This window comes from Sandaracinobacteroides sayramensis, assembly GCF_022014495.1.
In the GTDB taxonomy this organism is placed as follows: Bacteria; Pseudomonadota; Alphaproteobacteria; order Sphingomonadales; family Sphingomonadaceae; genus Sandaracinobacteroides; species Sandaracinobacteroides sayramense.
This window is the reverse complement of sequence record NZ_JAKLSQ010000007.1, coordinates 269,022-290,110: the sequence shown is the minus strand read 5'-3', so window position 1 is coordinate 290,110 and position 21,089 is coordinate 269,022. Positions and strand designations below refer to the sequence as shown.

Sequence of the window (21,089 nt, the reverse complement as noted above, 5' to 3'; positions counted from 1 at the left end):
CCAAGGGCATAAGGACACCAAAGCTAACTTATCAGCGGCCTGAAAATGGGGAGCAGGTCACCCCTCTCAAGTTTCGGCGGCCTTGTCCGGTCTGGCAAACAAGGCGGCCGGTTTCACCTCCAGCACTTTGGGGATACGCCCCAATACGTCGGCTGGCAGCATATACCCGCCGTTCAAGCGCGCTAATATAGATGCAGTCGAGTTCGGCGTGGTGCGTCAGTTCCTCCTGCGACAATCCCCGTTCAAGCCGGATGCGCTAGGTTATTCGCCAATATGTCCCGTATCTACATCGGCGGCAGAGCGCCGCCACGCAGAGTATTCGACCACGGAGTATCCTCTACATATCGATTTGCCACTATTGCGAATTATTCTCAACTGCCTTATGCCGCTCCTATGGTGGCAAGCGGAGTGCGGGGAATTTCGAGTGGCTAGCAAGGCGCTGAAACGCCTGTACCTGGCGCATGGGCGCGCATTGCAGGACTATCTGACCCACAAGCTGCGTGATCCCGCCCTTGCCGCCGATCTGGCGCATGACGCCTTCGTGCGTATCGCCGAACGCGGCAATGCCGCCGAACTCTCCCATGATCGCTCCTATCTGTTCCGCACCGCGCACAATCTTGCGGTCGATCACATCCGCCTGACCGAACGCCGCCGCACCGATCTGACCGAAGACGAGCGGCTTGCCGATATCCCCGAAGACCGCCCGCCGCTCGATGAAGCGGTGGCCGCGCGCCATATGCTCGCGCGCCTCCATGCCGTTATCGCGGACCTGCCCGACCGCACGCGGCGCATCTTCGTGCTGGCGAAGATCGAGGGGTTGACCTATGCGGAGGTTGCCGACCGGCTCGGCATTTCCGAAAGCTCGGTGCAGAAGCATCTTGGAATGGCGCTGGCCCATGTCATGCAGCGCATGAAACCGCAATAAGGCCGCCCCTTGCACTGCATTTTACTGACTCGTTGCGTTTCGCGCGTCTTATCCGTGATAGATTGGGTGCCATTGCATAGAGACAGCCGGAGAGATCGATTTACGGCGGGGATGCTGCGTGGCTGACAATCGCGAGGACGGGGGCGAGGTGGAAAGGGTAGCGGCGAACTGGATCATCCGGCTTGGCGGCGCGCCGCTTACGTCCGGCGAGCAGGCGGACCTCGACGCCTGGCTGGCCGCGAGTCCCGATCATCGCGCCGCCCTGGATCATGCCCGTTCGACATGGGCGCAGCTCGATCTGCTCAAGGCCGATCCGGGGCCGTTGCGCGCCGACATGACGCCCGCTCATGCACTGCCGCCCATATCGGTTGCGCCGCCCGTCTCCCGCAGGCGATGGGGCCGGGCTGGAGCGGTTGCGGCCAGCGCAGTCATTGCGTTCGGTTTCGGCACATTCTGGTTCGGCGATCCCGTGACGATGCTCCGCGCCGACCATCGCACCGATATCGGCGAGGTCAGGACCATCGCGCTCGATGACGGGTCGCGCGTCGATCTTGGCCCGGCAACCGCCATAGCCGTGCATTTCGACGGCAGCGAACGCCGCATTGCGCTTCTGTCCGGCGTCGCGTCGTTCACGGCCGCGCCAAGGGCGGCGGCGGGCGGTCGGCCGTTCGTGGTGGAAGCGGCGAACGGGGAATCGCGCGCGCTCGGCACCCGCTTCATTGTGAACCATTTGCCCCATGCCGTGCGCGTCACTGTCGCGGAGCATGACGTGGATGTATCGGCCCGCGCCGCAAGCGGCAGGGCGGCCCGCGCCATCCTCCAGCCCGGCCGGCAGGTCCGCTATGATGCGAACGGCCTTGGCCCCGTTTCCGGCGTCGATCCGGGGCAGGCCGAAGCATGGCGGCGGGGTCGCCTGCTGTTCGACGCCGCGCCGCTTGGCGATGTGGTCGCGGAACTCAACCGTTACCAGCGCGGGCGGATCATCATCGCCGATGCGGCGCTTGCGCGGCGGCAGGTCAGCGGCGTGTTCGACACAAGGGATATCGGCGGAGCGGTTTCCACCATCGCATCGGAACTCGGCGCAAGCACCGTGAACATCGGCCCTTTCGCCACGATCATCCGCTGACCCGCGCGCCGGTTTCCCGATCTCTCCGGCCCGTGCGAATTATTTTTACCGTCTTCCTCCGCTTCACGCGTCCTAACCCCTGAGACCAGCTATTGCATGTCATTCGCTGGTCGTTCGGGATTTTCGGCAAGGAGCGATTGAATGGGGGTTAAGTGTGCGGGCGAGGCCATGCGTGGCCGCTGCATCTGGGCGGCTACGGCAAGCGCGCTGGCGTTGATGATTGGCGGAGCCGCCATCCCCCAAGCGGCGATGGCGCAAACTGCGCCCACAGGTCAGATCGAGTTAGACATTCCCGCGCAGGATTTGAACAGGGCGCTGCTCGCTTTCACCGACAAGGCCGGACTGCAAATTTTCTATGATGTGGACAAGGTGGCGGGCAAGCGCAGTAGCGCCGTGCGCGGCAGCCATGCGCCGATGGAGGCGCTATCCCGATTGCTGGCCGGCACCGGCCTCACCTTCCGTTCGAGCGGCGGAAACCGGGTAACGCTGGAGCCCGCACCGCAAGCGGCGGATGGCACGGTCCAACTCGGTACGCTGCGGGTCGAGGGGGCGTCCGGCCAATCCACCGGCTATGGGGATACCGATGGGCGGGGTGAAGCGGCGGATGCCCCATATCGGACGGCGGGTTCGAGCAACCATGTCTCGCGCGCGCAGATCGACCGCGTGCCGCCCACATCGCCCGGCGATATTTTCGCAGGCGTGCCCGGAGTGGTCAATTCGGGCACGCATTCCGGCGCGTCGCTCAACGTCAACATCCGCGGCATGCAGGGCATGGGCCGCGTGACCACCACGGTGGACGGATCGCACCAGACCTCGACCTCGTTCCGGGGCTATGCGGGCAGCCGGGACGAAACCTATGTCGATCCCGACCTGATCGGCTCGATCGATATCGCCAAGGGCCCGGGAACGGGCGTCGGCGCGGGCGTGGGCGGCAGCGTCGCGCTGCGGACGCTCGCGGCGCAGGACATCGTGCCCGAGGGCCAGGAGTGGGCGATCCGCCTGCGCGGAAGCCTCGGCAACAACAGCGACTATGGCCTCGCCAGGGCGGCCAGCGATCCCGACTGGATGCTTCCCACCCCACGGCCCTCCGCTGCGGAGCGGCCCGATTTCCTGGGCGGTGGTGACACCTGGTCGGGCAGCATCGCGCTGGGCGTGAAGCAGGATCATTTCGACGGCATCATCGCCTATAACCGGCGGCGGCAGGGCAACTATTTCTCAGGCAAGAACGCACCTGACGACATGGTATTCGCGACCGGCAACCTGCAGTATGATGCGCGAAACGCCCATTCAGCATTCCAGCCCGGCAGCGAGGTGTTCAACACTTCGCAGGACACAGAGTCTTTCCTGCTGAAGGGACGGCTTCTCTGGGGCGATGGCGAGTCCCTCGAACTGGGTTTCATGCGCTACGACAGCGATCATGGCGAGTTGAACGAGAACGCCAACACCCGCACCAGCCCTCCCCTGCAATATCGGCTGTCGAATACCCGTGTCGACACCTATACGGCGCGCTATCGCCTGCTGCCGGCCGACAACCCGCTGCTGCGCCTGCGCGCCAACATTTTCTACACCGATTTGTCGGTCGACAGGGGCGGGTCGGAGATTACCGCCGATCACGGAATGAAGACCTTCGGCGGCGATATCGACAACAGGTCGCTGATCGACACCGGCTTGGGGCTGCTGACTGTCAACGCCGGCGCCGAATACCGCCGCGAGCAAGCCTGGGCGGAGCATATCATAGGAGGACTTGGCTGGACGAGTTGGGGACCGTCAGGCGTCAGGGCGATCGGCGGCGCCTTCGTCGGCACGCAGCTTGATCCCCTGCCCTGGCTTCAACTGTCTGTGGGCGGGCGCTATGACTTCTTCCGTTCGCGCGGGGAGGGTAAGGCCGCTGCCAATCTCACCAATTCCGCGTCGCGGTTCAGCCCCAATGCCAGCGTGATGGTGACGCCGGTAGAAGGTGTCCAGTTCTATGCGTCCTACCGCGAGGGGATGCGCGCGCCAAATCTTCGGGAACTCTACTGGAATTATCTGGACAATGTTTTCATGAATCCCGACCTCAAGCCCGAGATATCGAAATCGCGCGAGGCCGGCATCAACATCCTGCGAGATGGACTCCTTTGGCCCGACGACAAGCTGCGGCTGAAGTTTGCCTATTATGACAATCATTATCGCGATTATATCCAGACGATGCCTATCTCCGGCTTTCGTTATCATTTCGCGAACATTCCGAAGGCACGGCACGAAGGCATCGATATTTCGGCGAGCTATGACAATGGCTGGCTGTTTGCCGAGGCGGGGTTCAACCACTTCCTTGCGATCGAATTGTGCACGATCAATGAAGGGTGCCGGCTCGCCAAGGGTGATGTGATGGCGATCATGGGACCGCCGGATTTCGCCAACTATCGCCCCGCCAGATCCTCGGGCAGTGCCACCCTCGGCGTGCGCCTGTTCGACCGCGCCTTGACGCTGGGCGGGCGCATGCGTTTCAGCTCGGTGCGCTACGGCTCCAAATGGCCGCCTTCGAGCAACAGCAGCCTCGGTATGCAAGGCACCTGGCCGGCCTATGAAGTCTATGACCTCTTCGGCAGCCTTGCCATTACCGAGGATACGCTGCTGAACGTCAGCGTGGAGAACGTCACCGATCGCTATTATCTGGTCGAGGCGAGCACATCGGGTATTCCTGCACCGGGGCGCACGGGCCGCGTCACCTTCACGCACCGTTTCAGCGGCGCGCCCGGCTTCCTCCCGCGCATTCCCGAAATCGGCCTTGGCCGGGCATCGCACGGCGCGCCCGGCGACAGCTGGACGGGCCTCTATGCCGGCTTCCATGCCGGTTATGTGTCCGCCAAGGTGTCGGGTGAGACGACCGCAGGCGACGGCAGCCCGGTGGCAGCGAGCGAATCCGCCGACTACAAGAAGGACAAGGCCCAGATCGGCGTCCATCTGGGATTCAACTATCAATTGCCAGGCCGCGTCATACTGGGAATCGAAGGCGACCTCACATCGCTAGGGCACGAAAGCGCCTGGAGTGGAACGCCGGTCAGCGAGTCCGCCGAGCTTGCGGCGGCCGGTAATCTGGAAGCGGAAACGCGCTTCGGGCTGGATTCCCTGTCCACCCTGCGCGTCCGCCTTGGATATGCGCCGCAACGCACCTTCTTCTATGCGACGGGCGGGGTCGCCTTCCTCAACGAATATGGCGCGCGCAGTCAGTACAGGGCCGACAGGGCATCCCAGGCGCTACCGTTTGGGAACCAGACCCAATTCTGGTTCTCCGAAGCCGCGGAGGTGACGCGCACCGGATGGACCGCCGGCGGCGGCATCGAGCATATGATCGGCCGTCATATCTCGCTCAAGGGGGAGTTCCTGCACGCGCGCTTCGGAGATAGCGAAGCGCTCTCCTTCGACGAGGCCAGGCAAGGCATTGCACGCAGATATGTCTACAGCGTTCGAGAGGAAGTATGCACCGGAACGCGGTGTCGTTGGGTAACGACCACCGTCATTGTTCCGGGATCTTCCGAGACGGCCGCTGGCCGCAAGTCGCACAATCGCGCCTATCTCAACAGCCTCCGCGTGGGCGTCAGCTACCGTTTCTGAACAGGCATCGAAGGACTATGATATGACCAGCACGGATACACTCGAGCATTCGCGCTCGAAGCGGCTCAAGATCATGACCCACGAGACGCATGAGCGGCTGGACAAGTCGATCATGGCGGCGGCGTCATTTTCCAGCTTGGAGGGCTATGGGCGCTTTGTTAGCGTGCAGTATCTGTTCCACCGCGACATCGAGGCGCTCTACGACGAGCCTGCATTGCAGGCGCTGCTGCCGGGGCTGGCGGAGCGGCGGCGGCTGGCGCTGGTCGAGGCCGACCTTGCCGATCTCGGCCTGACTCTGCCACCGACCGATGCGCTTCCGGCCTTTGTCGCCGGGCAGGACGTGGACGTGGCCGAAGCGCTGGGCTGGCTCTATGTCGCGGAAGGCTCGAACATGGGCGCGGCGCTGCTCCGCAAGGAGGCGGCGAAGCTGGGCCTGTCCGACACGCATGGCGCGCGCCATCTGGCGCCTGCCCGGGAAGGCCCGGCGGCGCACTGGCGCGCCTTCACCGCCGGGCTAGACGCGGTGGAACTGACGGCCGACGAAGAAGCCCGCGCCGTCGGCGGCGCCAATGCCGCCTTCGCGCGCGTGCAGGCCCATGTCGACAGCCGCCTTGGCTGAACGCGGCGGGCCACCGGGCCGTGCGCTGCGCACGGGCTGGCTGCTGCTCGGCTTCCTGTGCGTGGGGCTGGGCGGCATCGGCGCGGTGCTGCCGCTGATGCCGACCACCATCTTCCTGATCCTCGCGGCGGGCTGCTTCGCGCGTTCCTCGCCCCGGCTGGAAGCGCGGCTGCTCGCCCATCCGCGCTTCGGCCCCGCCATCCGCGCCTGGCGCGAACAGGGCGCGATCCCGCGCGCCGGCAAGCGCGCGGCCTGCATCGGCATCGCCATCGGCTATGGCCTGTTCTGGCTCGGCGCGCGGCCCGGCTGGGGGCCGGGCCTCGCCGTGGCCTTGATGATGCTCGCCTGCGCGCTGTGGATCGTCAGCCGCCCCGAACCGGAGGGCGGCGCATGAGGAGCGGCCACGACCTTCGCCATGACGATCGTGGCGCGGAAGCGACCATGCCCGGCTATCTGGTGATGACCGCCTATGACTATAGCCGGAACGACGGTCCCGCCCCGGTGGAACCCATGCCGGCTTCCCCGCTCCTCATAACGGAGCCGCCCTCGCGCTATTGCGACCAGCCGATGGACTGGCGCACGCGTCTCATCGGCATGGGCGGAACTGCAGGCGTGTTTCTGGTCATCATCACCTGCGCGCTGTTCACCTTGCGGGTAGTCCAGCCCGTCAGCACGCCGCCCATCCTTTCCGTGTTCGACGTCAGCCCGCCCGCCGCGCCGCCTGAGCCGGTGCAGGAAGTGCCCGAAGGGCCGCAACAGGTCGAACAGAAGGAGCAGAAGCCGAAAGAGCAGGAAGAGCGGCCCGAACCGCCGGAAATCGTCCTTCCGCAGGTCTCGCCGATCACCACGCCGTCACCTCCCCTGGTCGAACAGGTGCAGGCCGCCGATCCGGTGCCGCAGACGACGGCGCCCAAATCCCTGCCCGCGCCGCCCGCCAACCGGGCCGCGCACAACGCCGAAGCGACATGGGAGGCGATGCTGCTCGCCCATCTGGAAAAATACCGCCGCTATCCCGCCACCGCGCGCGCCAGAGGCGCTCAGGGCGTGGCCCATGTCCGCTTCCGCATGAACCGGCAGGGCGCGGTGCTGTTGGCGGAAATCCTGCACTCGTCGGGCGTGCCCGCGCTCGACCGCGCCGCGCTCGAAACGCTGCGCCGCGCGCAGCCGCTCCCCGCCATCCCCGATGAGAGGCCGGACCCGCTCGACCTTGTCGTGCCCGTGGAGTTCTTCGTCAGAGGGTAAGCGGGTTATTGCGCTGGCTTGACTTCGACCGTGCATGGCATCGCGATTATTCTGCGTGAGCGCGTTGGAGAACGCAGGGGTCACCACCCAGTCGATTTATCGATTTGATTCTATGATGAATTCAGGAAGCCGGAAGGCTGATACCATATGGGTTCCCGCATTTTGAGTTGGCTTTTGTGAGCTGATCCGAGCCTCTGTGGGGCGACTTTTTGCCGCTTTGGGCAGCAGATAGCCTGCGCTTGGCTATAGTTGCGAATTCATCGCAACAATCCTAGGAAGCGGTGGCGGCCCCTGGCCGTCTCTGAAACAAGGAACGGAAAGGGCGCGGCTTGGACAGTGCCCAGGCACGATTGCGGGTCTTTGCCGAGCATCGGCTGGCGCTGATTGACTATGCCGCGCCGATCGTCGGTTCGCGGGATGCCGCCGAAGATGTGGTGCAGGAAGCCTATTTCCGTTTCGTGCCCGCACAACCGGCCGACCGCACCACGATACCCGCTGGCCTGCGTGTTCCCGCCGCCTATCTCTACCGCATCGTTCGCAATCTGGCGCTGGACTGGACGCGCCGGGACAAAGCGGAGCAGCGCCGCGATGCCGCCTATGCCGAAATCCGCGATCCGATGCCGGTAACGGCCTCACCCGAAGAGGAAAGGCTGTGCGAGGAAGAGGTGCGGCGCGTGCTGGCCGCGTTGCACGAATTGCCAGATGCCAAGCGCCGCGCCTATGAAATGAAGATATTCGGCGAGTTGTCGTTGCCGGTGATCGCTGAACGCCTGGGCGTCTCACGCGCGACCGCGCATCGCATGGTGCGCGACGCGCTGATCCACGTCATGCGCCGGGTCGAACGGCTGGCGGTGCCGGATGCCACTGATGAAGAGTGAGACAGGCGCGTTCAAGGTTCGTCATTATAGTGAGGGGAGCGTCCACGATCGGACCTGTTCCCCGGCGGACCCGCATAGATGACCGGACCCGACGAGTATCGTTCCGATGGATTGCTGCCGGATCGGGCGCTCGAGGAAGCGTCCGATTGGCTGCTGCGGATCGAGGACGCCCCCGCTGATGCCGCCTTGCGGGCGGAGCTTGAGGCATGGCTTGCCGCCGATGCGGACAATGCGAAGGCCTGGGCGCTTGCCCATCGCACCGTCCGGCTCAGCCGCCTTGCCGATGCCGGGGAACGGGCTGCGGCCGTTCCCGCACCTCCGAACCTGGTCGCGAGGCGTTTCGCGCGGAGTGGGCCGCGTTACCACCCGGCGCGCCATGCGCTGGCGGCGATGGCTGCGGCCGTGGCGGTGATCGTCATCGCGCCCGATACCCTGCTCAGGTTGCGGGGCGGCCATGCCAGCAGCACCGCCGAAACCCGCGCCCTTCGCCTGGCCGATGGCTCAACGGTGATCCTGGGCGCGGATAGCGCCATCATAGGCAAGACCGACGCAGGCAAGCGCGAAATCGCCTTGCTTCGGGGGGAAGCCTGGTTCGACGTGGCGCATGGCAATGGCCGTCCGTTCGTAGTCCGCGCGGACGACATGACGGTCACGGTGACGGGCACCGCGTTCGATGTGGCGATGACCGACCGGACGCTGAGCGTGGGGCTTGCGCGCGGCTCGGTGCGGGTCGCGCGACCGGGCCAGCCCGCCGTCGAGATCGCGATGAAGCCGGGTCAGCGCGTCGCCATCGACCGGGCGAGCGGCGCGGCGGCGGCAACCACCGTCGATCTGCCGGAAATCGGCGCGTGGCGTTCCGGTCGTCTCGCCGTCCGCAACGCCAATTTCTCAGATGTGGTTGCGGCACTCGATCGTTATCATGCCGGCGTGATCCTCGTGCGCGGGGAGCGGCTGGCATCCGCCAGGGTAACGGGCGTCTATGACCTTGCCGATCCCGCCGGATCGCTGCGGACGCTGGCCTGGCCCGCCAGCGCGCAAATCTGGCAAATCACACCCTGGCTGACCATTGTTTCCGGGGATTGATACCCGGCCAATAAAAAATGCGCGCGCGTGAGACAATGCCGCCCCGGCGCTCGTCATGATTATGAGCGGCTATTGCGAGTCATATGCAAATTGCCGCCATTGATGCCGAGCTTTGGGGGTTATCCATGTTTTCCACGAATGAAGTTTCCCGGCCCGCCGCGACGCGCGCCAATCGGGCCGGCCGCATCGCATGGCTGATGCTTGGGGTCAGCGCCGTCACGGCGATTGCGGCAAACCCCGCCGCCGCGCAGGACGCCGCCACATCGGGTGACCAGTCGGTTCGGTTCGACATTTCCGCGCAATCGCTCGACGGCGCGATTACAGCGTTCGGCCTGCAATCCGGCTTGCGCGTATCGGCCGATCAGGCGTTGCTCGCCGGTCTCCAGAGTTCGGGCGTAAGCGGCAACTTCACACCCGCCGAGGCGTTGAGCCGCCTCCTCACCGGCACGGGCGTTACCTTCCGATGGGTCGATGGCCGCAGCGTCGCATTGGAGAGCGCGCCTCAGATGTCATCGTCTGGCGGCAACGGTTCCATCACGCTCGGCCCCGTTCGTGTCGAAGGGGAAGGCTCGGGACGTGGCTCCGGCACGGTGCGCCCGCCCGCCGACACGCGCGGAACCTACACGGTCCCGGCGACCAACAGTGCGACCCGGCTCGATCTTGCGATCAAGGACACGCCGCAGGTCGTCAACGTCATCACCCGCCAGCGCATCGAAGACCAGAATCTGGTGCAGATCGCCGATGTGATGGCGCAGCAGCCCGGTGTCACCGTGCAACAGCAAGGCGTGCCCGGCATGGGAAAGGTCAATTATCACGCGCGTGGCTTCCCGGTCACGAACGTCATGTTCGACGGCGTGCTGACCAATGGGTCAGGCAATGACAATTTCACGCTCTGGGGCGTGATCGACACGGCCGTCTTCGACCGCATCGAGATGGTGCAGGGATCGACCGGCCTTTCCTCGGGTGTCGGCGACCCCAGCGGCGCGGTCAACTTCATCCGCAAGCGACCGACCGAGGAACTCCAGGCTGAAGGGACGCTCAGCTATGGCAGTTGGGAGCGGTTGCGCGGCACGGTCGACGTGACAGGGCCGCTCACTGGCGACGGTCGTATCCGGGGGCGATTGGTCGGGGCCTATAATCAGGGAGGCAACTGGCAGGACCGCGTCGATTACAAGATGGGCACCGCCTATGGAATCGTCGAGGCGGACGCTGCCGATAGCTTGCTGCTTACCGCCGGGCTGCTCTGGACCAAGATCAAGATAGACGATGCGGCTATCTTCGGCATGACCGCCGCGGGCCAGTCCACCGTCTCCAGCGATCGTTTCCTCACCGCGACGCTCGGCCGGCACTATAATCCGGCCACACAGTGGAGCGAGGGGAATGTCGAATTTCTCAATCCCTTCGCCAAGGCGGAATGGCGCTTTGCGGATAACTGGCGGCTCAACGCCAGCTACATGTTCAGCAAGGTCAGGCAGGAACGGATCGTCGGTGTAATCGGCCAGCAAATCTATGATCCGGCCAACGACATTGCCGATTTCACCTGGGCGCGCCTGGATCAGCGTGGACAGCTCCACAATGCCGATCTTTCGGTCAGCGGCAAGTTCGAAGCGCTTGGCCAGCAGCATCAGATCACATTCGGAGGCAGCCTTTACAGCGGCCACATCATCAACGGACGCTATAACAACAGCAGCAGTCAGCCAATCAGCATGTTGGGCTTCACGCGGCTCGCCATCAGCCAATGGAATAACGGCGATGTGCCATTTCCCAGCTATGGAGCGGCGACCTTGCCATTCGGGCCTTCGGGCATCCCGAATTTCCTGACATATGACCCTCTGCATTTTGACTTTGATGCAATCGGAGCGCCCGACGATAAGGTGAAGGAAAAACAATATGCGGCCTACATCGGCGCGCAACTCAGGCCCATAGAGCGCGTCCAGCTCATTCTCGGTGGGCGCTGGAATTATTGGGAGCGCCAGCGTGTCGCTTATTCCTATGATTACACCCAGCTCATTCTTACCGGCCAATTCAACTGGCAGGAAGATGAACGCAACAGCTATAAATTCAAGGTCAGCGGGGAATTCACCCCCTATGCGGGGCTGATTTTCGACGTCACCAAGGCTATTACCGCTTATGTCAGCTACACGGGCATCAACAAGGCGAATGTCGGCTTCGGCGATAGCGTCAATGGCACGGGCTGGCCGCTCGACATCAATGGTGATCCGCTCCCGCCCATATCGGGAAATAGCTGGGAAATAGGGGCGAAGGCGGGCTTTTTCGATAATCGCCTCAACGTCCAGCTTACCGGCTATCGCATGAAGCAGAAAAACTACCCTTCCTATTCCAACGGGGTGGTGGAGGGCTGCACTTATGATCCGCTCGCCGGCTATTGCATGGGGCCTGCGATCGCCGGCGCAGGGATCATCTCCAAGGGGATCGATTTCAACGTCTCCGGCCAGATCACGGACCGGATCAATATTTCCGCCAGCTACAGCTATCTGGATCTCAAAATGGATCGCGTTCCTTATAGGGGGTCAGAGCGCGACGTCACGGCCTATTGCGAAACCGAGCGGGGCGATCGCAACTTCAACTGCCCCGAACATAGCATCAAGATATTCGGCACCTGGCAGCCAATCGACAAGTTGACGCTCGGTGCCGGCGGCACCTGGAAAAGCGCGACGTCAGCCGTGCAAGGTTCGGGAACCATAGAACCGGCCGTGCTCGAGGCGATGAGTCAGGGCAGCTTTGCGGTAGTTGATGCGATGGCGCGCTACCGCATTACGCCCCGTTTCTCTCTTAGCGTGAACGTCAACAACATTTTCGACGAAACCTATCTCACAACCCAGGATTATTACAGCGGCTTCTACGGAGCGCCGAGGAATGTCGTTGTTTCCCTGACGGCGAAATACTGACCGTGCCGGTTGGGAACAGGACAAGGCGATGGTTTATAACTTGGCATCGGTTCCTGAACCGAACTGCAAGCCCTTGAGCGACGATGATGGTGGACCCGCGGCCGGGGATGCAGCGCCTTACCCGCCGCCTTCCCCATCGTCGGGCGGGCGGGCGGCGGGTTCGATCCCTTGGGAACCGTCACCCATCCGATACGCCGACTGCCCGATGCCGCTCGGCACGCGGCTGATCGGCATGGGCGGAACGGGGCTGGTCGGCCTGTTGCTGATCGGCGCGGCGCTGTTCAAGTGGCATGGCACTTATCAGAAGCCGCAGCCGGCCACGCTCAGCGTGTTCGATGTGGCTCCCCCCGAAGCGCCGCCCGCGCCGGACACCGAGATTCCACCCGGCCCGGAACAGGTGCAAAAGGCGGAACGCCGCAAGGCCGAGGTCGTGGAAGTTCCACCGCCGCTCGTACATGTGCCCAGCGCAAGCGCGATGCGCGCGCCCGCGGCCGAGCCGGTGGACGATCCGGGCCCGCCGGTCGATCAGACCACCGCCCCGGAAACCCGGCCGCTTCCGCCCGGATCGAAGGCAAGCGACACCAAGCCGACCTGGGAGGGCCAGGTGCTCGCCGCGCTCAATGCCGCCAAGCGCTATCCGCTGGAAGCCAGGCGCAACCGCCAGCAGGGGATTCCGTGGATACGCTTCTTGATCGACCGCGAGGGCCGGGTGCGATCGGTGCGGCTGGAACGCCCTTCCGGCTTCGACGCGCTGGATCGCGAGGCTCTGGCGCTGCCTATGCGCGCGCAACCGTTGCCCAAGCCTCCCGAAAGCGTGCCGGGCGACCGGATTGAGTTGACCGTCCCGGTGGAGTTCTTCCTGTCATGAGGCGGTGACGACGCGGGCGCGCAGCCGTTGTCAGAAGTGGTCGATGCCGTGCAGACGCCGCGAGGACGAAGAAGCCGAATGCGCTGCTCGATAAAAGTTCGCCAAGCGGGAGGGAAAGAGGGCGTTGCCCATCAAAGTCTTTTGAGCTACGCATTATTGCGATTGCCTCGCAACTGGTTCGGTCCATTTCCGCGCGCGAGCGTCGCGTGCCGAAGGATTTGGAGTTGCAGTCTAACCGCATAGCCTTGCGCCTGTATGAGTCGCACCGAGCTTCGCTCATATCCTATGCGAGCAGGCTTTCCGGCGATCCTGCTGCGGCCGAAGACATCGTGCACGACGCCTGGTTGCTGCTCGACCGACAGCCGGCGACTCAGCCTATTCGGGAACCGCTGGGCTATTTCAAGCGGATCGTCCGCAATCTGGTGTTTGCTCGGGCAAGGCGGGCGCGACTCGAGAACGCCGCTCGCGATTTCGATACGGCCGATGCGGTGGGGCGAATGCCGGACGATCGCCCATCGGCAGAAGCCGAGTTGATGGCGCGCGAGGAAATGCAGTTGGTTATGGATGTCCTCGCATCATTGCCCGAGCGGCAGCAAACTGCGTTCAAAATCTACCATTTCGAGGGGCTCAAGCTGCGGGAAGTCGGGACACGCCTGGGCATTTCGACTTCTCTCGCTCAGTTGCTCGTTACGGAAGCGATGCAACTTTGCGATGAAAAGCGCCAAAAGGCGACGCGATGAAGGGCACTGGGACGATTCTTTGGGAAAATTGCCGCGCCGAAGCATCTAGGCGACATGAACTGCAAGCGCCCACTCCATCTGCGCCTTGTTCCGGTGACCTCGCATGGACCCTGGCCCATGGCGGTTGACGAACGCGAAGCGCGGCGTGACGCCTCATGCTGGTTCGTGCGTCTGCGTGAGGACGGCGACGAGGAGACGACGAAGGCGGAGTTTTCCGCATGGCTTCATGCGGACCCGCTGCATGTCGAGGCGTGGGAAAGCATGTGTGCGACGATGGCGGCGGCCGGTCGCGCACCCGCCGACCTGCGGGCTTACACGCTTCCAGGCGAAGCACAGCCTCGCGCTCCATCCCGGCGGGGCCGCCATACGCGCAGACGGAGCAAATCCCGCGTCCGGGCGGTCGTTGCAACCGCTGCCGCCGCTTGCGCTGTCGCGCTGGCTGCGCCTGGCGTGAGCCTCCATTTGAGCGCCGATCACATCACCCGCCCCGGCCATGTCGAGCAGGTCCGCCTCGCCGACGGCAGCACCGTCCATCTCGGGCCGGACAGCGCGATCGCCATTGATTATGATGGTGCCAGGCGGACGGTCCGCCTTCTCGCCGGACAGGCGATGTTCGACGTGACGCGCGATCCGGACCGCCCTTTCCGTGTCGCGGCCGGAACGGTGACGACGACCGTTCTGGGCACGCGCTTCGACGTTCGCATGATCGGCGGCGAAACCAGCGTTTCGGTCAGCCAGGGCCACGTCCAGGTCGAGGACGAAGGCACGTCGCCGTCAACGCAGCGCGACCTTCTGGCGGGCGACTGGATACGCATCGGCGGGAGTCGTCCGGCGGAGACGGGCAGGATCGCCCCGCAACTGGTCGGCGGCTGGAAACGCGGCGAGGTGCTGGCCGAAAACCGTTCCATCGCCAGCCTTATCGACGAAATCCGTCCCTGGTATGGCGGCAGGATCATCGTGACAGACGCCGATCTCGCCAACCGCCCGGTGACCGGCATCTACGATCTTCGCCAACCGGTGCAGGCGCTGTCGATGATCGTGCAGCCCTATGGCGGGCGCGTCACGCGCATCACCCCCTGGTTGCTGATCGTCAGCGGATAGTGGCGATTTCTTCAACAAGTGCAGCCGATTAGGGCTGCCCTGAAATTTCTCGCCACTATTTTTGGAAAAACCGGATCGCCAATCATCCTGCAAGCGTAGACGCAGTTGCGAACCATTAGCGATTGCCTCTGGACGCGGATTGGAGATTGCGATGAACGGGGGTTTGACGGCTATGGCCCGGCGCGGCGAGCGCGGCATGGTTCTTGGCGCGATTCTGATGGCAACGACGGCGATGGGATGGAGCGCCGCCACCCCGGCAGCGGCCCAGACCGCCAGCGCGACACGGAATGGCTTTGATGTTCCGGCCCAGCCTCTGGCCCAGGCTCTCATGATTTTCGGCCGCCAGTCCGGCTTGCAGGTGACGGCGGAAGGACCGTTGACCAGCGGCCTCACCAGCACGGCGATCAAGGGCGATTTCGTGCCCGCCGAAGCGCTGAGCCGGCTGCTGGCCGGCACGGGGCTGACTTACCGCTTCGTTGGAAACAATGGCGTTCAGATCGAACGCGCTCCGCAGATTTCCGATGGAGCCATGCAACTCGGCCCGGTTCGCGTGGAAGGCGCCTCCGGCCCGGGCGGCTTTGCTTCCAGTGATATCGGCCGGACCGAGGGCGGCAACTCCTACACCGGCCGCGCGACGACCGTGAACAGCCGGGTTCCGCAGACCCTGCGCGAGACGCCGCAGTCGGTGACCGTCGTCACCCGCGACCGGATCGAGGATCAGAACCTGTTCACGCTTGCCGATGCGCTGGGGCAGACAACCGGCATCACGGTTGTGACCGGCGCGGACTCGCTCAACGCCCAGTTCCTGTCGCGCGGATTCGATATCGACGTGGTGCAATATGACGGCGTCGCGACGACCGAGCGCTCGGACTATCAGGGCGCGCCCGGCACGATGCCGGACCTTGCCCTGTTCGATCGGGTCGAGGTGCTGCGGGGAGCGGCGGGGCTGTTGCAGGGATCGGGCAATCCCGGCGCTGCCGTCAATCTTGTCCGCAAACGGCCGACGAGGGAATTCCAGGCCTCCGCAATGGCCAGCATCGGGACGTGGAACAGCTATCGTGTCGAAGGCGATATCAGCGGCCCGCTGAATGGCGATGGCAGCCTGCGGGCGCGGGCAATCGGCGTCTTCGAGGACAAGGACTATTTCATCGACGAGGTGGGCCTTAACAAGAAGCTCGGCTCGCTGCTGGTCGAATATGAGTTCACCCCGCGCACCCGCATTCTGGTCGGCGGACGCATCCAGCAGGTGGACGACACCCCAAACTATATCGGTCTCCCGTTCAACCGCGACGGAACGCCGCCGGCGTTGGGGCGGTCGACCTACCTTGGATCGAGTTGGAACCGCTCGGATCGGTCGGAACAGGATGTTTTTGGCGAGTTTGAACACAGTTTTTCTGGCGAATGGTCACTGAAAATCTCAGCCAATCATCTGCGCTCATCGCTCAAGCAAAAATATGCCTTTGCGCTTGCCGCTACACCCACATGGGGTTTCGGTCTGGCACCAGACGATTATCTGATGCCGCTCAACGCCTCCTATTACGACGATAATCGCAATCGCCAGACAGGGGGCGAGGCGGTCTTGACCGGAAAGGTCCGTGCTTTCGGTCAGGAGCATGACATCGTCTTGGGTGGCAACGTCCGGCGGGACTGGCTAAACGCTGGTGGGGGAAGCGACCTCTGGCCATGGCGCTCGATCTTCATCGATCCCTATACTTGGAATCCGTCCTCGATCCCGGAACCGGAAACGGTTTACTCCACATCACGAACCATCACAAAAACCAGCCAATCGGCAGTTTTCGGGATGGCACGCATTCGCCCGATCGCAAGCCTGAGCCTGATTCTTGGCGGCAGATTGAGCGACTGGAAGACGAAGGTTCAGAATGTCAGCCTGCCTTCCAATGATATTACGTCCCAACGCGAAATAAAGGTTGATACCGAGTTCACACCCTATGGTGGAATCGTCTGGGATGTGACGGCCGATCTCTCGCTTTATGCAAGCTACGCTGATATCTTCCAGCCGCAGAGCGTTTATGACCGCAACGGGAATGTTCTGCCGCCGATTGTCGGCGCCAATTATGAAGCGGGGATCAAGGGCGAGTTTGCCAGCGGACGGCTTAACGCCTCGCTCGCTATCTTCCGGATCGACCAGACCAATCGCCCGCAGACTGATCTGACAGGACCATCGCCCTGCCCAATAAGTGGGGCTTTCCGTTGCTCCTATGCGGATGGCAAGGTCCGCAGCGAAGGCTTCGAAGCGGAACTTTCTGGCGCCCTGACCGACAATCTGGAGATTGTTGCGGGCTATACCTACAACAAGACCAAATATGCTGAAGATGCCAACAATCAGGGCAAGATCTTCAGCACGGTGACGCCAGAACATATTATCAAGCTCTGGGCGAATTACCGCCTCCCTGGCGCGGCGGAACGTTGGCAAATTGGGGCCGGCGTCAACTATCAAAGCAAATATTATGTTATCGACGAAGGGCTGACGATCATACAAGACGGCTATGCGCTTGCCCGCGCCCGCCTCGCCTATCGCTTCGCGGAGCGGGCCGAGCTTGCCGTCAATGTCAACAATCTGTTCGACAAGACCTATTGGGCGCGGCTGGGCGGGCCGATCAGCAACAACTTCTACGGTGAGCCGCGCAGCATCACGGCGTCGGTGCGCGCACGATTCTGATCCGCGCAGGAGGTGGAGCGAGATGCGAACCTGGCGGATCATCCATAGCTGGACCAGCCTCGTCTGCACGCTGTTCCTGCTGATGCTCTGCATCACCGGGCTGCCCCTGATATTCCAGCATGAAATCTACAAGGCGTGGATCGACGATCCGCCGACGCCGCTTCCCGCGGCGCCGGCCGACATGCCCCGGCTCGATCTCGACCGCCTCGTCTCCATCGCGAAGGACCGCTATCCCGACCACGACGTGGAATATGTGTTCGGCATCGAAAATGCGGAGCCGAGGCTGAAGGTCGCTCTCGAACGCGAGGCCGACCACCACGACGTCGCTATCGAACTCGATGCCAGGACCGGTGAAATCGTCTTCGATTCCGTGGTGGCGGCACGGCCCGACAAAGGGCCGAACATCATGAATTATCTGGTTCGCCTCCATCTCTACATGATGGTGCCGGGCTGGGGCGGCTATTTTCTCGGCTTCATGGGCATCCTGTTCGTCGTTGCACTCGTGTCGGGCGTCATTCTCTACGGCCCCTACACCCGAAAGCAGGATTTCGGTGACGTGCGCGATGGGCGCGGCGGCCGGATACGCTGGCTGGACCTGCACAATCTTCTCGGTATGGCGACCCTCGCCTGGCTGCTCGTCGTCGGTGTGACCGGCGCACTTCATACCCTTGAGGATTTGCTCGACGAAAAGTGGGAACGTGAAATCCGCGAAAATGTGATTGCCCGCAAGGCGGGGCTTCCCGCTCCGCCGCCAGAGAGCTTCGCATCGCCGGGCGAGGTCATAGCCACCGTGCGCCAGGCGATTCCCGCCGACCGCGAGATCGTCAGCCTGATGTATCCGGGCCACGGGCCGGTGGGCGATCATTATTTCTTCCTCTGGACCAAAGGCAGCGGCACACTCGGCTCGCGCGTGTTCGCGCCGGTGATCGTCGAGGCGACAACGGGCGAGATCGCGTCGGCCGAACCTTTCCCATGGTATCTGCGCGCGCTCTATGTGATGCAGCCGCTGCATTTCGGCGATTATGGCGGCATTCCGCTCAAGATCATCTGGGCGATCTTCGACATCGTTGCGATCGTCGTGCTCGGCAGCGGGGTCTATTTGTGGATCGCCCGCAAGCGCTGGCTGGCGAACGCCGATCCCGTCGGCGCCCAGCCTGGATTGGGCCGCCCATGACGCGCAGGCAAAGACCATTGGCCCGGCGATGGGGCTGGCCCGTCGCCTTGGCGGCGCTCACCATTGGGGGGCTGCTGTTCGCACTCCTGGGAAACAGCGATTTCTGGCGCGCCATGTCGTGGATCGCCCTGTCGATCCCGCTGCTGATCATACTCCGGCACTGGCCGCTGCGGCGGCTGTTCAAACGAAAGCACGCCCCATGAGCTTTTTCCCTAACCGCCTTGCCTTTTGTGGGGCGATGATCGCGTGCCTTGCACCGGCGTCGCCTGCATCCGCCCAGCCGATGGCCGGCGGCCTGCCCGATGATCTGACCGCCTGGGGCATGTTCATATCCGCCGACTGGATCGTGAAATCCGTCATGATCGGCCTTGCCGTTGCGTCCGTCATCACCTGGACGGTGCTGGCCGCCAAGACGCTGGAACTGCGCAAGGCGGCGGCCGCCCAACGCGCTGCGCTCGCCGCAATCGAGGGCGCGCGTTCGCTGGAGGCGGCGGTGATGGCGGTGGACAGGGAGGCCCTTGTGTCGGCAGCGCTGCTCGCCGCGGCCGCCGCCGAAGTGCGCCAATCAGCCGACGCCCTGCAGGATGGCGAAGGCTTGAAGGAGCGCGTTGCGTCGCGGCTGGACCGGATCGAGGCGGCCGCAGGGCGGCGGATGACGCGCGGAACCAGCGTTCTGGCGACGATTGGCGCCACTGCGCCCTTCGTCGGCCTCTTCGGCACCGTTTGGGGCATCATGAACTCGTTCATCGGCATCGCTGCTTCGCAGACCACCAACCTGGCCGTGGTCGCGCCTGGCATCGCCGAAGCGCTGCTTGCAACCGCCATGGGCCTGGTGGCGGCGATCCCGGCGGTGGTGATCTACAACCATTTCGCGCGCCAGATCGCGGCGTTCAAGGCATTGGTCGGCGATACGTCGGCCGCCGTGCTGCGCCTCGTTTCGCGCGATCTTTCGCGCGGGATCGTCGGCAAGCCAGACCTGCATGTAGCGGAGTAAGTGGCATGGCAGCCAAGCTTCATCATGACGACGACCTGCAGGAAAACCATGAGATCAACGTCACGCCGTTTATCGACGTGATGCTGGTGCTGCTCATCATCTTCATGGTCGCGGCGCCACTGGCGACGGTGGACGTGAAGGTGGACCTGCCAGCCTCGACCGCTGAGCCGCAACCCAGGCCGGACAAGCCGATATTCCTCACCATCCAGGCGGATCGCACGCTCGCGCTCGACAACAGCCCGATCAGCCAGGAGGCGTTGCCGGCCGCACTCGACCGCCTAACCGGCGGCGACAAGGAGCAGCGCGTGTTTCTGCGCGCCGACAAGACGGTCGATTACGACACGCTGATGCAGGCGATGAATGCGCTGCGCGGTGCCGGCTATCTCAAGGTCGCACTGGTCGGCATCGAGGAGGCGACCGGCCCGTGAAAGCGACGTATGACCCGGCAGCCGGGCGGGACCAAGGACATGGCGCCGAGCCGCTGGCCGACCCGCGCGAGCGTCAGCGCTGGCTGGCCTCGCTCGGCATTGTGCTTGGTCTTCACGCGATTCCGGCACTGGTCGCCGCCTACTGGTTGGGACCGGCAACGAGCAGGCCAGCGCCCGAACCGGCCATCTTCATCGATATGGCGCCGCCGGCCGCGCCCCCCGTTCCACCGACGGAACGGCCGCCCGGCCCCAAGCAGGTCAAGGCTGACACAGCCAAGCCTGTCGTGCAGCGCGAAACAATCAAGACGCCGCCCGTGCCGAACCCGGCTGTCGCAGTCCCGGCGCGGCCGCCAGAACTTCCGGTGGAGGCAAGAACGCCGGCACAGGAAACGACCGCGCCACCCGCGCGACCGGCGCCGCCAGCCCCCATGTCGTCGAGCGGCGTGCCCAACTGGCAGGGACTTGTGCTCGGCGCGCTCGACAAGGTGAAGCGCTATCCCGCCTCGGCGCAGTTGCGTCGGCAGCAAGGTGTGCCTTGGATAAGGTTCGTCATGGACCGTGCAGGCCGGGTGCAATCCTCGCGCCTCGAACGCTCGTCTGGCTTCGCAGCGCTCGACAACGAGGCGGTGAACCTGCCGCGCCGCGCGCAGCCGCTGCCGAAGCCTCCGGCGGACGTGACCGGCGAGACGATCGAACTGGTCGTGCCCGTCGAGTTCTTCATCAAATAG

18 protein-coding genes and 1 pseudogene are annotated in these 21,089 nt (G+C 63.9%); all 19 read left to right on the top strand.

The features are described 5' to 3' along the window. Positions 1–82 precede the first annotated feature (82 nt). The 19 genes and pseudogenes from L6Q21_RS06855 (at position 83) to L6Q21_RS06770 (ending at position 21,089) form a co-directional block, all read left to right on the top strand. A complete protein-coding gene (locus tag L6Q21_RS06855; protein ID WP_237830012.1) occupies positions 83–925 on the top strand; it encodes an RNA polymerase sigma factor in 843 nt (280 codons plus the stop codon). Between the two features lie 118 nt (positions 926–1,043). Beyond that, complete coding sequence (locus L6Q21_RS18125; protein ID WP_237830010.1) at positions 1,044–2,051, top strand: FecR family protein; 1,008 nt, start codon at positions 1,044–1,046, stop codon at positions 2,049–2,051. Between the two features lie 141 nt (positions 2,052–2,192). Then, entirely contained in the window at positions 2,193–5,645 is a 3,453-nt protein-coding gene (locus L6Q21_RS06845) for a TonB-dependent receptor domain-containing protein (protein WP_237830008.1), read from the top strand. Positions 5,646–5,667: 22 nt separating this feature from the next. Continuing rightward, entirely contained in the window at positions 5,668–6,264 is a 597-nt protein-coding gene (locus tag L6Q21_RS06840; RefSeq protein ID WP_237830006.1) for a biliverdin-producing heme oxygenase, read from the top strand. Further along, positions 6,242–6,658, top strand: a complete 417-nt coding sequence (locus L6Q21_RS06835) for a YbaN family protein (protein WP_237830004.1) — start codon at positions 6,242–6,244, stop codon at positions 6,656–6,658. Before L6Q21_RS06840 ends, L6Q21_RS06835 begins: the two co-directional genes overlap by 23 nt. Further along, entirely contained in the window at positions 6,655–7,506 is an 852-nt protein-coding gene (locus tag L6Q21_RS06830) for an energy transducer TonB family protein (protein ID WP_237830002.1), read from the top strand. Before L6Q21_RS06835 ends, L6Q21_RS06830 begins: the two co-directional genes overlap by 4 nt. Positions 7,507–7,835: 329 nt before the next feature. Next, positions 7,836–8,384: a sigma-70 family RNA polymerase sigma factor gene (locus L6Q21_RS06825; RefSeq protein ID WP_237830000.1), complete on the top strand. Its 549-nt coding sequence runs from the start codon at positions 7,836–7,838 to the stop codon at positions 8,382–8,384. Positions 8,385–8,462: 78 nt separating this feature from the next. Beyond that, positions 8,463–9,467: a FecR family protein gene (locus tag L6Q21_RS06820; protein WP_237829999.1), complete on the top strand. Its 1,005-nt coding sequence runs from the start codon at positions 8,463–8,465 to the stop codon at positions 9,465–9,467. An 83-nt stretch (positions 9,468–9,550) separates the two neighbouring features. Then, a complete protein-coding gene (locus tag L6Q21_RS06815; RefSeq protein WP_237829997.1) occupies positions 9,551–12,376 on the top strand; it encodes a TonB-dependent siderophore receptor in 2,826 nt (941 codons plus the stop codon). Positions 12,377–12,581: 205 nt separating this feature from the next. After that, positions 12,582–13,244: an energy transducer TonB gene (locus tag L6Q21_RS06810; protein WP_237829995.1), complete on the top strand. Its 663-nt coding sequence runs from the start codon at positions 12,582–12,584 to the stop codon at positions 13,242–13,244. 206 nt (positions 13,245–13,450) lie between these two features. Then, entirely contained in the window at positions 13,451–13,984 is a 534-nt protein-coding gene (locus L6Q21_RS06805) for an RNA polymerase sigma factor (protein WP_237829993.1), read from the top strand. A 54-nt stretch (positions 13,985–14,038) separates the two neighbouring features. Further along, positions 14,039–14,242, top strand: a pseudogene (locus L6Q21_RS18225) (FecR/PupR family sigma factor regulator); the annotation flags it as partial. A 192-nt stretch (positions 14,243–14,434) separates the two neighbouring features. Further along, entirely contained in the window at positions 14,435–15,085 is a 651-nt protein-coding gene (locus tag L6Q21_RS06800; RefSeq protein ID WP_237829991.1) for a FecR family protein, read from the top strand. Between the two features lie 139 nt (positions 15,086–15,224). Further along, positions 15,225–17,765, top strand: a complete 2,541-nt coding sequence (locus L6Q21_RS06795) for a TonB-dependent siderophore receptor (RefSeq protein ID WP_237829989.1) — start codon at positions 15,225–15,227, stop codon at positions 17,763–17,765. A gap of 22 nt (positions 17,766–17,787) precedes the next feature. After that, the gene (locus L6Q21_RS06790) at positions 17,788–18,939 is read left to right on the top strand and encodes a PepSY-associated TM helix domain-containing protein (protein WP_237829987.1); all 1,152 of its coding nucleotides are present in this window, start codon (positions 17,788–17,790) and stop codon (positions 18,937–18,939) included. A gap of 47 nt (positions 18,940–18,986) precedes the next feature. Next, on the top strand, positions 18,987–19,142 hold the full coding sequence (locus L6Q21_RS06785; RefSeq protein ID WP_237829985.1) for a hypothetical protein: 156 nt from the start codon (positions 18,987–18,989) through the stop codon (positions 19,140–19,142). 35 nt (positions 19,143–19,177) lie between these two features. Then, positions 19,178–19,933 (top strand): tonB-system energizer ExbB, encoded by a 756-nt coding sequence (exbB, locus tag L6Q21_RS06780; protein ID WP_237829983.1) that lies wholly within the window; start codon positions 19,178–19,180, stop codon positions 19,931–19,933. Positions 19,934–19,938: 5 nt separating this feature from the next. Next, entirely contained in the window at positions 19,939–20,361 is a 423-nt protein-coding gene (gene exbD, locus L6Q21_RS06775; RefSeq protein ID WP_237829982.1) for a TonB system transport protein ExbD, read from the top strand. Beyond that, positions 20,358–21,089: an energy transducer TonB family protein gene (locus L6Q21_RS06770; protein WP_237829980.1), complete on the top strand. Its 732-nt coding sequence runs from the start codon at positions 20,358–20,360 to the stop codon at positions 21,087–21,089. Before exbD ends, L6Q21_RS06770 begins: the two co-directional genes overlap by 4 nt.